The sequence below is a fragment of the Pseudomonas fluvialis genome (assembly GCF_002234375.1).
GTDB lineage: Bacteria > Pseudomonadota > Gammaproteobacteria > Pseudomonadales > Pseudomonadaceae > Aquipseudomonas > Aquipseudomonas fluvialis.
This window is the reverse complement of record NZ_NMQV01000005.1, coordinates 182,703-195,021: the sequence shown is the minus strand read 5'-3', so window position 1 is coordinate 195,021 and position 12,319 is coordinate 182,703. Positions and strand designations below refer to the sequence as shown.

The window sequence follows — 12,319 nt, the reverse complement described above, 5'->3', positions numbered from 1 at the left end:
CTGGTCCTTAGTGCAGATCGCGATGGCGAATTTGCACGTTCTTCAGCAGTGGACGCAAGGCTTGTCCGAGGCGTTCGGCCAGGTAGACCGAGCGGTGTTGGCCGCCAGTGCAACCAATAGCCACGGTGACATAGGCGCGATTGCTCGCGGCAAAGCGTGGCAGCCACTTGTGCAGGTAGGCCAGCAGGTCGTTAAGCATTTCGCCGACATCGCTCTGCGCGGCCAGGTATTCCTGTACGCCCTGATCCAGTCCGGACTGGGCGCGCAGTTCAGGCTTCCAGTAGGGGTTGGGTAGGCAGCGCACATCGAATACCAGGTCGGCATCCACGGGGGCACCGCGCTTGAAGCCAAAGGACTCGATCAGGAATGCGGTGCCGGGCTCGGGGGTGTTGAGCAGACGCAGCTTGAGAATATCGCGCAGCTGATAGAGGTTCAGCTGGGTAGTATCGATACGCAAGTCGGCCAGGTCGGCAATACTGCCGAGCAGGACCTTCTCGTCGGCAATAGCCTCGCCCAGTGAGCGCTGGTCGTTGGTCAGCGGGTGGCGGCGTCGGGTTTCGGAAAAGCGCTTGAGCAGGGTCTCGTCAGCAGCATCCAGATACAGGACATGGCATTGGATATGCCGGGCGCGTACGTCAGCCAGGAGTTCGGGAAAGCGTTGCAACTGGCTGGGTAGATTGCGCGCATCGATGGATACGGCGACCCGTGGATGCATCAGTTCGGTATGCAGCAGAGCGCGTTCGGCCAATTCCGGCAGCAACGCTGCCGGCAGGTTGTCGATGCAGTAGAAACCATGGTCTTCCAGCACATCCAGTGCCGTACTCTTGCCCGAGCCGGAGCGGCCGCTGACGATGATCAGCTGCATGGCCAGGCTTAACTGCCGCTCTGCACGGCCAGTACCACCTGCAACAGGGCCTCGTTGCTGTCGGCCTGGCGCAGGCGTTCCCGTACGTCGGCGCGATCGAGCATGCTGGCGATCTGTCGGAGTAGTTCCAGGTGTTCGTCGGTAGCTGCTTCCGGAACCAGTAGGACAAACAGCAGATCCACCGGGGCGCCGTCGATGGCGTCGAAGTCCACGGGGGCATCCAGGCGCAACACGGCGCTCAGTGGCTGGCTGCAACCGGGTAGACGGCAGTGGGGAATGGCGATGCCGTTGCCAAAGCCGGTCGAGCCAAGCTTCTCGCGGGCAATCAGGCTTTCAAAGATTTGTTGTGCATCCAGGTCGGGCAGGTCGCGGGCAATCAGCTGAGCGATCTGTTCGAGGACGCGTTTCTTGCTGCCGCCCGGCACGTTCACCAGGGAACGGCCGGGGGTCAGGATATTTTCGAGACGGATCATGGGATCAGCGGACGGTTGCGCCCTGCTGGCGGTCGAGGTGCTTTTCCTTGTGCTTGATCAGCTGGCGGTCCAGTTTGTCAGCCAGCAGATCAATGGCCGCGTACATGTCTTCATGCTCGGCGTTGGCGACGACTTCGCCGCCGGCGATGTGCAGGGTGGCTTCGATTTTCTGCTTGAGCTTCTCGACCTCAAGGATGATCTGCACGTTGGTGATCTTGTCGAAATGGCGCTCCAGACGGCTGAGTTTCTCGCCGATGTAGTCGCGCAGGGCGTCGGTCACATCCAGTTGGTGTCCACTGATGTTGACTTGCATACCGCTTCTCCTTGTTGCCCGGTGGGTAGTGACAGGCTAGCTCAGCCGTCGGGGTAATTACTTGGCCTGAATCAATTTCCGGCCGTTGTCTGAGTGTATTCAGAGTAGCCGCTTGCGTTCGCTGGAGGGTGCAATACCCAGTGACTCGCGGTATTTGGCCACTGTACGGCGGGCTACCTGAATGCCTTGTGCTTCCAGTAGACCAGCGATCTTGCTGTCGCTCAATGGCTTTTTGCTGTTCTCCGCCGCCACCAGTTTCTTGATGATGGCACGTATTGCAGTGGACGAGCATTCGCCGCCTGCTGCCGTGCTCACATGGCTGGAGAAGAAGTATTTCAGTTCGTAAATGCCCCGTGGGGTGTGCATGTATTTCTGCGTGGTAACCCGCGAAATGGTTGACTCGTGCATGCCCACTGCTTCGGCAATGTCATGCAGCACCAGCGGCTTCATGGCCTCGTCACCGTAGTCGAGGAAGCCGCGTTGGTGTTCGACGATCTGGGTCGCCACCTTCATGAGGGTTTCATTGCGGCTCTGCAGGCTTTTGATGAACCAGCGGGCTTCCTGCAGCTGGTTGCGCATGAAGGTGTTGTCGGCGCTGGAGTCGGCGCGGCGTACGAAACCGGCGTATTGTGGGTTGACGCGCAGGCGTGGCATGGCCTCCTGGTTAAGTTCGACCAGCCAGCGCTCATTGTCCTTGCGCACGATGATATCGGGCACGATGTATTCGGGTTCGCTGCTTTCGATCTGTGCGCCGGGGCGTGGGTTGAGGCGCTGGATCAGTTCGACGACCTGGCGCAGTTCGTCTTCCTTGAGGCGCAGGCGCCGTCCCAGTGCGGCATAGTCACGGCTGCCCAGCAGGTCAAGATGTTCCTCGACCAGGCGTTTGGCTTCTTCCAGCCAGGCGGTTTGCGCAGGCAGTTGACGCAGTTGCAGCAGCAGGCACTCACGCAAATCGCGTGCGCCAATACCGGCGGGCTCGAATTGCTGGATGCGGTGCAGAACGGCCTCGATCTCGTCGAGTTCGACATCCAGTTCGGGATCGAAGGCTTCGAGGACTTCTTCAAGGGTTTCCTCAAGGTAACCCTGGGGGTTCATGCAATCGATCAGGGTGACCGCGATCAGCCGGTCCTTGTCGCTCATCGGCGCCAGATTGAGCTGCCAGAGCAGATGGCTGTGCAGGCTTTCGCCGCTGCTGGTGCGGCTGGTGAAGTCCCATTCATCGTCATCATTGCTCGGCAGGCTACTGGCGCTGGTCTGGTAGACATCTTCCCAGGCGGTATCGACCGGCAGTTCGCTGGGAATGCGCTCGTGCCACTCACCTTCTTCGAGCTGTGCTTCGTGTTGTTCGCTGCTGGTACTGGCAATTTCCTGCGGGCTGGTCAGGGTCAGACTGTCGCCTTCGGCCAGCGGGTCGCTGTTGTCGAAGTCTTCGCCTTCTTCCTGGCGTTCGAGCATCGGGTTGGATTCCAGCGCTTCCTGGATTTCCTGCTGCAGGTCCAGTGTCGAGAGCTGAAGCAGGCGAATGGCTTGTTGCAGCTGCGGTGTCATCGTCAGCTGCTGGCCCATCTTGAGTACGAGCGATGGTTTCATAGCAGGGGGCTAGCACCTTGTTTGCCGGCGCCTTCGCGCCATCCACTACAGGGCGCCTTGAGGCGCCGCCAGGAAGCAAGATATATGCCTGATTTTTTGCGCTTTGCCTAGCAGGTCGTTGCCTGAGAGGCGCGGCTTTATAAGCGGAACTCGTGGCCGAGGTAGACTTCCTTGACGTGCTGGTTGGCCAGAATGGCTTCAGCGTTACCTTCGGCAATCAGTCGCCCTTCGCTGACAATATAGGCGGTTTCACAGATGTCGAGGGTCTCGCGGACATTGTGGTCGGTGATCAGGATGCCGATGCCGCGATTCTTCAGGTGGTGGATGATCTGCTTGATATCGCCCACCGAGATGGGGTCGACACCGGCAAAGGGTTCGTCGAGCAGGATGAACTTGGGTTCGGTGGCCAGGGCGCGGGCAATTTCCACGCGGCGCCGTTCGCCGCCGGACAGGCTCATGCCCAGGCTGTCACGAATGTGGTGAATATGGAACTCCTGCAGGAGGTCCTCCAGGGCCTGGCGGCGACCGGCGCGATCGAGGTCCTTGCGGGTTTCCAGGATCGCCATGATGTTGTCGGCAACGCTCAGCTTGCGAAAGATCGAGGCCTCCTGGGGCAGGTAGCCGATGCCGGCACGGGCGCGGCCATGCATGGGCTGGTGGCTGAGATCCTGCTGATCGATGAGGATGCGCCCCTGATCAGCCTGTACCAGGCCAACGATCATGTAGAAGCAGGTGGTTTTGCCGGCGCCGTTGGGGCCGAGCAGGCCGACGATCTGCCCGCTGTCGATGCTGAGGCTGACGTCGCGAACCACCTGGCGGCCTTTGTAGCTCTTGGCCAGGTGCTGAGCTTGGAGAGTTGCCATTATTGGGCCTGGTTCTTGCGCGGTTGCAGGATCATGTCGATGCGCGGACGCGGCGTGCTGATGGCATTGCCGCTGGCACGACCGGCGTTGACGATCTGGCGGCGCGTGTCATAGACGATTTTTTCGCCCTCGAAGGTGTTGCCCTGCTGCACGACCTTGGCCTGATCGATAAGGATGATCCGTTCGTTGGCGGCAAAGTACTGGATAGTGCGGCCGTAGGCCTTGACGATGTCCTTGTCGACGGCCGGCTTTTGTTCGTAGTAGGCGCGATTGCCGACCGCCGTGAACACTTCGATATCACCATTCTTGTCTTGGGTGATGGTCACTGTGTCGCCGGTGATCTTCAGGGTGCCCTGGGTGATCACCACGCTGCCGCGGTAAACGGCTACACCCTGGCGTTCGTCCAGTTCGGCACTGTCGGCCTGCACGCGGATGGGTTGCTCGCGATCGCTGGGCAGGGCCATGGCGACGCTGCTGGCGCAGGCCAGGGCGAGCGAAAAAAACAGGGGGATTGGGTTATCGAACCTCATGCTGGCCTCTTACGTTGGACAGCAGGTGCATCCGGCTGTCTTGCAGGTACGCTTTCATTCCTTGTGCCGTGGTCACCCCGTTGGCGGCGTCGATTCTAACGGCTTGCCGGGTTTCGGCATATTCCTTGTCGGGAAAAACCGTCAGCCGGCTGGTGGTCAGCAGGGTCGGGCGGCCGCGTGCGTCGGTACGGGCAATGCGTACATTGTCGATCAGTTCCACCTCGCTGCCGTCGCCCTTGGCTTCGCCGCGGGTGCTTTGTACATGCCAGGGGTGTGGGTTGCCGCGGTATAGCAGCAGGTCGGGCTGCTCGACCAGGGTTAGTTCGCTGCGCTGCAGGTGCTCCAGGCGCGGGGCCTGCAGGCGGTAGTCGAGGGTGCCGTCGGCCTGGTACTGCACGGTTTCCGTGCCGATGATGTAGAAGTCCACCTGCTCGGCGCTGCTGGTGTTGGCGGTCCGGGCCAGAAAGGTTTCCGGTCGGATGTTCCAGTAGCCCAGCGCCAGCAGACCAATAAGCACCGGCAAGCCCAACAGGACCGGGCGCAGGTTTTTGTTCGGTCGTTTCACAGGTAGGCCGCCTGTGCCTGTTCGAGGGTGCCCTGGGCACGCATGATCAGTTCGCAGAACTCGCGTGCGGCGCCCGCACCGCCGGCGGCACTGGTAATGCCGTGAGCGTGCTGGCGTACGAAGGCATCAGCGCTGGCTACGGCCATGCCCAGGCCCACCCGGCGGATCACCGGCAGGTCGGGCAGGTCGTCGCCGAGGTAGGCAACTTCCTCGTAACCCAGGCCCAGTTCGCCGAGCAGCTGCTCCAGTACCACCAGTTTGTCCTCACGCCCCTGGATGAGGTGTTGGATGCCCAGGTTGGCGGCGCGTCGTTCAACCACTGGCGAACTGCGTCCGCTGATGATCGCGGTTTGTACGCCGCTGGCGATCAGCATCTTGATGCCGTGGCCGTCCAGTGTGTTGAACGTCTTGAATTCACTGCCGTCGGCCAGGAAATACAGGCGCCCATCGGTCAGCACGCCGTCGACGTCGAAAATGGCCAGGCGTACGGCCTTGGCGCGTTGCAGTAGGGCATTGCTCATGTTCAGAGAACTCCGGCACGTAACAGATCGTGCATGTTCAGGGCGCCCACCGGACGGTCGTTGCCGTCGACTACCACCAGGGCGTTGATCTTGTGGTCTTCCATGATTTTCAAGGCTTCCGCGGCGAGCATCTCGGGGCGAGCGGTCTTGCCGTGCGGGGTCATCACCTCGTCGATTGCCGCGCTGCGCAGGTCAATGCCCTTGTCCAGCGTGCGGCGCAGGTCGCCATCGGTGAAGACGCCGGCCAGGCAGCCGTCACCTTCAAGAATTACCGTCATGCCCAGTCCCTTGCGGGTCATTTCCAGCAGGGCTTCACGCAGCGAGGTGCCGCGGGCGACGCAAGGCAGGCGCTCGCCGCTGTGCATGACGTGCTCAACCTTGAGCAGCAGGCGCCGGCCCAAGGCTCCGCCGGGATGCGAGAAGGCGAAGTCTTCGGCGGTGAAGCCGCGTGCCTCGAGCAGGGCAATGGCCAGGGCATCGCCGAGCACCAGGCTGACCGTGGTGGAGGCGGTGGGTGCCAGGTTCAGCGGGCAGGCTTCCTGCTCGACGCTGGCGTCAAGGTTGACTTCCGCGGCCTGTGCCAGCGGAGAGGCGCTATTGCCGGTCATGCTGATCAGGGTGATGCCCATGCGCTTGATCAGTGGTAGCAGCGTGACGATTTCCGAGGTGCTGCCCGAGTTGGACAGGGCCAGCACCAGGTCATCACGGGTGATCATGCCCATGTCGCCGTGACTGGCCTCGGCGGGATGCACGAAGAAGGCGGGGGTGCCGGTGCTGGCCAGGGTGGCGGCTATCTTGTTGCCGATATGCCCGGACTTGCCCATGCCGACCACGACCACGCGGCCCTTGCAGGCGAGGATCAGCTCGCAGGCACGGGTGAAGTCGCCGTTGAGGCGGGCACGCAGGCTGTCGATGGCTTGGCGTTCCAAGTCGATGGTGCGTTGCGCGGAGTGCAGCAGGGTGCGTGTGTCGGTCATGGGCGTAACAGCTGGCAACAAAAGATGCAGAGTATACCGCCAAAGCCCGGTATGCCTGCCAGTGCCTGTGTTGCAGGCTGTGCGCTGCAGATGCTGCCGGATGTTGCCAGGTTGGGGTGCGCGGGGGGCGGTGGTATAGTGCGCGGCCAATTCGCCGGGGCGCGAGATGCCGGCCCGGCCAGCGACAGGACGAGGGTCGCCAAGGAGAGATGATGAGCGTCGATAATGCCTATGCCGTCGAACTGAAAGGACTGACCTTTCGGCGCGGTGCGCGCACCATTTTCGACAAGGTGGATATCCGTATCCCGCGTGGCAAGGTCACCGGGATCATGGGGCCGTCCGGTTGCGGCAAGACCACCTTGCTGCGCCTGATTGCTGCGCAGTTGCGCCCACATGCCGGCGAGGTATGGGTGAACCAGTGCAACCTGCCGCAACTGTCGCGTAGCGAGCTGTTTCACATGCGCAAGCAGTTCGGTGTGCTGTTCCAGAGCGGCGCGCTGTTTACCGATCTCAATGTATTCGAGAACGTAGCCTTTCCGCTGCGCGTGCATACGCACCTGCCGGAGGAAATGATCCGCGACATCGTGCTGATGAAGTTGCAGGCGGTGGGCTTGCGAGGTGCCGTGGAACTGATGCCGGACGAATTGTCGGGCGGTATGAAGCGTCGTGTAGCACTGGCTCGGGCGATTGCTCTGGATCCGCAGATTCTCATGTATGACGAACCGTTCGTCGGTCAGGACCCGATTGCCATGGGGGTGCTGGTGCGCCTGATTCGGCTGCTCAACGATGCGCTGGGAATTACCAGCATCGTGGTATCCCATGACCTCGCCGAGACGGCGAGCATTGCCGACTATATCTATGTGGTCGGTGATGCACGGGTGTTGGGGCATGGCACGCCGGCGGAACTGATGGTCTCTGAGGATCCGCAGATTCGCCAGTTCATGCAGGGGATTCCTGATGGACCGGTGCCTTTTCATTTCCCCGCCGTGGATTATCGGAGCGACTTGCTGGGAGGTGCGCAATGAAGCGCCGCAGCCTGTTGGAACGGGTGCGTCTGCTCGGCGTCAGTGGCCTGGCGGTGCTGCAGGCCATGGGGCGTGCCGTGCTGTTCCTCGGTCATGCGCTGATCGGTCGCAGCGGTACGCGCAATGGTTTTGCCCTGCTGGTCAAGCAGCTGTATGGCGTGGGCGTGCTGTCTCTGCCGATCATCATCGTCGCCGGCGTTTTCATCGGTATGGTGCTGGCCCTGCAGGGCTACAGCATTCTGGTTGACTACGGTTCGGCGCAGGCCGTCGGGCAGATGGTCGCGCTGACGCTGCTGCGTGAGCTGGGGCCGGTGGTCACCGGCCTGCTGTTCGCCGGGCGTGCCGGTTCGGCGCTGACCGCGGAAATCGGCAACATGAAGTCCACCGAGCAGATTTCCAGCCTGGAGATGATCGGCGTCGATCCGCTCAAGTACATCATCGCGCCGCGCCTGTGGGCCGGCTTCATTTCCATGCCGCTGCTCGCCGCCATTTTCAGTGTGGTGGGAATCTGGGGGGGCGCCATGGTCGCGATCGACTGGCTGGGTGTGTATGAGGGCTCGTTTTGGGCCAACATGCAGAACAGTGTCAGCTTCTATGACGATGTGCTCAATGGCGTGATCAAGAGCGTGGTGTTTGCCTTCGTGGTGACCTGGATTGCGGTATTCCAGGGCTATGACTGCGAACCCACCTCGGAAGGTATCAGTCGTGCCACAACCCGTACCGTGGTCTATGCCTCGCTTGCCGTGCTGGGACTGGACTTCATCCTGACTGCCCTGATGTTTGGAGACTTCTGATGCAAAACCGCACCCTGGAAATCGGTGTCGGCCTGTTCCTGCTGGCCGGACTGCTGGCGTTGTTGCTGCTGGCCCTGCGGGTCAGCGGGCTGACGGTCAGCCCGAGCGCCGAGACCTATCGCATACAGGCCTATTTCGACAACATCTCCGGCCTGACTGTACGGGCCAAGGTCACCATGGCCGGCGTGGTGGTCGGCAAGGTCACGGCCATCGATCTGGATCGTGACAGCTACATGGGGCGTGTGACTCTGGAGATCGACAAGCGCGTCGATAACCTGCCGGTCGACTCGACAGCTTCGATTCTTACTGCGGGCCTGCTCGGCGAGAAGTACATCGGCCTGAGCGTAGGGGGTGAAGAAGAGGTTTTGGTGGACGGCAGTACCATCCACGACACCCAGTCGGCTCTGGTTCTCGAGGACCTGATCGGTAAGTTCATGCTTAATTCGGTCAACAAAGACAGCGAGTGATGGCGGCGCGGGCTGCCTGGAGGAAAAACAGATGTTCAGTCGTGTTCGTCAACTGGCCCTGGGGCTGCTGCTGGCCCTGCCGCTGAGCGCCCTGGCAATGCCGGCTGCACAGCAGGTTGTGCAGCAGACCACCGACACCCTGCTGGCTGACCTGAAGGCTAACAAGGTGCAGTACAAGGCTGATCCGGCGGCGTTCTACGCCAGCCTGGAACGCATTCTGGGCCCGGTGGTCGATGTGCAGGGAATTGCCCGTGGGGTGATGACTGTGCGCTACAGCCGGCGCGCCAGTGCCGAGCAGTTGCAGCGTTTCGAGGAAGAGTTCAAACGCAGCCTGATGCAGTTCTACGGCAATGCCCTGCTTGAGTACGACAATCAGGATATTCGCGTACTACCGGTGGCCAATGCCCAGGATGCCCAGCGCAGCACGGTAAACATGGAGATTCGCGATGCCCGCGGCACGGTCTACCCGCTGTCCTACACCATGGTGCGCCTGGATGAGCAATGGAAGCTGCGCAACATGGTGATCAATGGCATCAACGTCGGCAAACTGTTCCGTGACCAGTTTGCGCAAAGCATGCAAAGCAATCGCAACGACCTGGACAAGACCATTGCCGGCTGGGCTGAGCTGGTGGCGCGCTCCCGCCAGGGCGAGCAGGCTGCAGCGCAATGAGTGAAGCCCAGGTCAATCTGCAGGGTAACTGCCTGAGCCTGAGCGGTGTGCTCGACTATACCAGCGGGCCGCAGTTGCGCGAGCAGGGCGGGCGCTTGTTGCGAGGGCTGGCTGGCGAGCAGCTGCAGATCGACTGTCAGGCCGTCAGCAAGTCGAGTAGTGTCGGTCTGGCGTTGTTGCTGGCCTTCATGCGTGACGCTCAGGCGCAGGGCAAGACGGTACGCATTGTCGGCCTGCCCGAGGACATGCGGCAGATTGCCGAGGTCTGTGCGCTGGATGAATGCTTGCCGCTGGGCGACAGCTGAGGTTTCGCCGGCGCGGGGCTTTTTGTATGATGGCCGGCTCCGAGAGGGGCCGTAGTCGGCTCCTTGGTTACCCGCTCGAATGAGGACGCCCATGCAGGCTGTTGAAGTGAAGCGCCTTCTTGAAGAGAAGATGGCCAATACCCAAGTCGAGATCGAAGGTGAAGGCTGCAACTTCCAGCTCAACCTGATCAGTGACGAACTGGCAGCCCTGAGCCCGGTCAAGCGCCAGCAACAGGTATATGCCCATCTCAATCACTGGATTGCCGATGGCAGCATTCATGCCGTCAACATGAAATTCTTCTCCCGCGCCGATTGGGCGCAACGCACCTGAGCGCCCGGCGGGCCAGAGACCCTATATGGACAAGTTGATCATTACCGGCGGCACACGCCTGGACGGTGAAATCCGTATTTCCGGCGCGAAGAACGCCGCGCTGCCGATCCTGGCAGCTACCCTGCTGGCCGATACGCCGGTAACGGTCGGCAACCTGCCGCACCTGCATGACATCACCACCATGATCGAGCTGTTCGGTCGCATGGGTGTGCAGCCGGTGATCGACGAAAAGCTCAATGTCGAGGTGGATGCCAGCACCATCACCACGCTGGTGGCACCTTACGAGCTGGTCAAGACCATGCGCGCCTCGATCCTCGTGCTGGGGCCGATGGTGGCACGCTTTGGCGAAGCCGAAGTGGCCCTGCCGGGCGGCTGCGCGATTGGCTCGCGTCCGGTCGACCTGCACATTCGCGGCCTCGAAGCGATGGGCGCGAAGATTGATGTGGAAGGCGGCTATATCAAGGCCAAGGCCCCTGAGGGTGGCCTGCGCGGCGCGCACTTCTTCTTCGATATCGTCAGCGTGACCGGTACCGAGAACATCATGATGGCAGCAGCCCTGGCCAAGGGGCGCAGTGTGCTGGAAAATGCTGCGCGTGAGCCGGAAGTGGTCGACTTGGCCAACTTCCTCAATGCCATGGGCGCCAAGGTCAGTGGTGCTGGTACCGATACCATTACCATCGATGGCGTCGAACGCCTGGGTGGCGGGCGTTACAACGTGATGCCTGACCGCATCGAGACCGGCACCTATCTGGTGGCGGCGGCGGCTACCGGTGGACGCGTCAAGCTCAAGGATACCGATCCGACCATCCTCGAAGCAGTACTCGCCAAGCTGCAGGAGGCCGGTGCGGAAATCACCAGCGGCAAGGACTGGATCGAGCTGGACATGAAGGGCAAGCGTCCGCGTGCGGTCAACCTGCGTACCGCACCCTATCCGGCCTTCCCGACTGACATGCAGGCGCAGTTCATTGCCCTCAATGCGGTCGCGGAGGGGACGGGTACCGTGATCGAGACCGTCTTCGAGAACCGCTTCATGCATGTCTATGAAATGAACCGCATGGGCGCGCAGATTCTCGTTGAAGGCAATACCGCGGTGGTCACGGGCGTGCCGAGCCTGAAAGGGGCACCGGTGATGGCTACCGACCTGCGGGCATCGGCCAGCCTGGTGATTGCTGCGCTGGTGGCCGAAGGCGAGACGCTGATCGACCGCATCTACCACATCGACCGTGGCTACGAGTGCATCGAGGAAAAACTGCAGCAGCTGGGCGCGAAGATTCGCCGCGTGCCGGGCTGATTAGCCAACCCTTACTGCCTGCCCGGCGTAGCGCCGGGCTGCCCGTTGCCAAGGAATTCGCTGCATGCTGACCATCGCCCTGTCCAAAGGCCGTATTCTCGACGACACCCTGCCGTTGCTGGCGGCGGCGGGTATCGCACCGACCGAGAATCCGGAAAAGAGCCGTAAGCTGATCATCCCCACCACGCTGGACGATGTGCGCCTGTTGATCGTGCGCGCCACCGACGTCCCGACCTATGTCGAGCACGGTGCCGCGGATATCGGCGTGGCCGGCAAGGATGTGCTGATGGAGTACGGTGGCCAGCTGTACGAACCGCTGGACCTGCGCATTGCCCAGTGCAAACTGATGACCGCCGGTAAGGTGGGCGCTGCCGAACCCAAGGGGCGCCTGCGCGTGGCCACCAAGTTCGTCAACGTTGCCAAGCGTTACTATGCCGAACAGGGGCGCCAGGTAGACATCATCAAGCTGTATGGCTCGATGGAGCTGGCGCCGCTGGTCGGCCTGGCCGACAAGATTATCGATGTCGTGGATACCGGAAACACCCTGCGTGCCAATGGCCTGGAGCCCCAGGAATTGATTGCCACCATCAGCTCGCGGCTGATCGTCAACAAGGCGGCGATGAAAATGCAGCATGCGCGCATCCAGGCGCTGATCGAGACCCTGCGCGAGGCGGTCGAGGCGCGACATCTGGGCTGACTTTTCGCACGGCACTGCGCTGCCCGTGCATATCCCGGCCCT

Annotated in this window: 17 protein-coding genes; 8 read left to right on the top strand and 9 right to left on the bottom strand. The window is 61.7% G+C overall.

What is annotated here, in order from left to right; all coding sequences use genetic code 11:
* Window positions 1–7: 7 nt before the first annotated feature.
* From rapZ to CFY91_RS04480, 9 genes are all read right to left on the bottom strand, one after another.
* The gene (gene rapZ / locus CFY91_RS04520) at window positions 8–865 is read right to left on the bottom strand and encodes an RNase adapter RapZ (protein ID WP_093985152.1); all 858 of its coding nucleotides are present in this window, start codon (window positions 863–865) and stop codon (window positions 8–10) included.
* 8 nt (window positions 866–873) lie between these two features.
* The gene (gene ptsN / locus CFY91_RS04515) at window positions 874–1,338 is read right to left on the bottom strand and encodes a PTS IIA-like nitrogen regulatory protein PtsN (RefSeq protein ID WP_093985151.1); all 465 of its coding nucleotides are present in this window, start codon (window positions 1,336–1,338) and stop codon (window positions 874–876) included.
* 4 nt (window positions 1,339–1,342) lie between these two features.
* Window positions 1,343–1,651, bottom strand: coding sequence for a ribosome hibernation-promoting factor, HPF/YfiA family (gene hpf, locus CFY91_RS04510; protein ID WP_093985150.1), 309 nt, complete (start codon window positions 1,649–1,651; stop codon window positions 1,343–1,345).
* A gap of 99 nt (window positions 1,652–1,750) precedes the next feature.
* A complete protein-coding gene (locus tag CFY91_RS04505) occupies window positions 1,751–3,241 on the bottom strand; it encodes an RNA polymerase factor sigma-54 (protein WP_093985149.1) in 1,491 nt (496 codons plus the stop codon).
* 137 nt (window positions 3,242–3,378) lie between these two features.
* Window positions 3,379–4,104, bottom strand: a complete 726-nt coding sequence (gene lptB, locus CFY91_RS04500) for an LPS export ABC transporter ATP-binding protein (RefSeq protein WP_093985148.1) — start codon at window positions 4,102–4,104, stop codon at window positions 3,379–3,381.
* On the bottom strand, window positions 4,104–4,634 hold the full coding sequence (lptA, locus tag CFY91_RS04495) for a lipopolysaccharide transport periplasmic protein LptA (protein WP_093985147.1): 531 nt from the start codon (window positions 4,632–4,634) through the stop codon (window positions 4,104–4,106). Before lptA ends, lptB begins: the two co-directional genes overlap by 1 nt.
* Entirely contained in the window at window positions 4,621–5,199 is a 579-nt protein-coding gene (lptC, locus tag CFY91_RS04490) for an LPS export ABC transporter periplasmic protein LptC (RefSeq protein WP_093985146.1), read from the bottom strand. The genes lptA and lptC overlap by 14 nt, the downstream gene beginning before the upstream one ends.
* Window positions 5,196–5,720 carry a KdsC family phosphatase gene (locus tag CFY91_RS04485; RefSeq protein ID WP_093985145.1) on the bottom strand — a complete coding sequence of 175 codons (525 nt, stop codon included), beginning with the start codon at window positions 5,718–5,720 and terminating at the stop codon, window positions 5,196–5,198. The genes lptC and CFY91_RS04485 overlap by 4 nt, the downstream gene beginning before the upstream one ends.
* Before the next feature lie 2 nt (window positions 5,721–5,722).
* Window positions 5,723–6,697, bottom strand: a complete 975-nt coding sequence (locus CFY91_RS04480; RefSeq protein WP_093985144.1) for a KpsF/GutQ family sugar-phosphate isomerase — start codon at window positions 6,695–6,697, stop codon at window positions 5,723–5,725.
* 212 nt (window positions 6,698–6,909) lie between these two features.
* Between CFY91_RS04480 and CFY91_RS04475 the strand changes: the two genes are divergently transcribed.
* The 8 genes from CFY91_RS04475 (at window position 6,910) to hisG (ending at window position 12,277) form a co-directional block, all read left to right on the top strand.
* On the top strand, window positions 6,910–7,722 hold the full coding sequence (locus CFY91_RS04475) for an ATP-binding cassette domain-containing protein (protein WP_093985143.1): 813 nt from the start codon (window positions 6,910–6,912) through the stop codon (window positions 7,720–7,722).
* Window positions 7,719–8,516, top strand: coding sequence for a lipid asymmetry maintenance ABC transporter permease subunit MlaE (gene mlaE, locus CFY91_RS04470; RefSeq protein WP_093985142.1), 798 nt, complete (start codon window positions 7,719–7,721; stop codon window positions 8,514–8,516). The genes CFY91_RS04475 and mlaE overlap by 4 nt, the downstream gene beginning before the upstream one ends.
* Window positions 8,516–8,983, top strand: a complete 468-nt coding sequence (mlaD, locus tag CFY91_RS04465) for an outer membrane lipid asymmetry maintenance protein MlaD (protein WP_093985141.1) — start codon at window positions 8,516–8,518, stop codon at window positions 8,981–8,983. Before mlaE ends, mlaD begins: the two co-directional genes overlap by 1 nt.
* Before the next feature lie 31 nt (window positions 8,984–9,014).
* A complete protein-coding gene (locus CFY91_RS04460; RefSeq protein ID WP_093985140.1) occupies window positions 9,015–9,653 on the top strand; it encodes an MlaC/ttg2D family ABC transporter substrate-binding protein in 639 nt (212 codons plus the stop codon).
* Window positions 9,650–9,958: an STAS domain-containing protein gene (locus CFY91_RS04455; RefSeq protein ID WP_093985139.1), complete on the top strand. Its 309-nt coding sequence runs from the start codon at window positions 9,650–9,652 to the stop codon at window positions 9,956–9,958. Before CFY91_RS04460 ends, CFY91_RS04455 begins: the two co-directional genes overlap by 4 nt.
* 91 nt (window positions 9,959–10,049) lie before the next feature.
* Window positions 10,050–10,289, top strand: coding sequence for a BolA family protein (locus tag CFY91_RS04450; protein ID WP_093985138.1), 240 nt, complete (start codon window positions 10,050–10,052; stop codon window positions 10,287–10,289).
* Between the two features lie 25 nt (window positions 10,290–10,314).
* Complete coding sequence (murA, locus tag CFY91_RS04445; RefSeq protein ID WP_093985137.1) at window positions 10,315–11,580, top strand: UDP-N-acetylglucosamine 1-carboxyvinyltransferase; 1,266 nt, start codon at window positions 10,315–10,317, stop codon at window positions 11,578–11,580.
* A gap of 64 nt (window positions 11,581–11,644) precedes the next feature.
* The gene (gene hisG, locus CFY91_RS04440; RefSeq protein WP_093985136.1) at window positions 11,645–12,277 is read left to right on the top strand and encodes an ATP phosphoribosyltransferase; all 633 of its coding nucleotides are present in this window, start codon (window positions 11,645–11,647) and stop codon (window positions 12,275–12,277) included.
* Window positions 12,278–12,319: the final 42 nt, after the last annotated feature.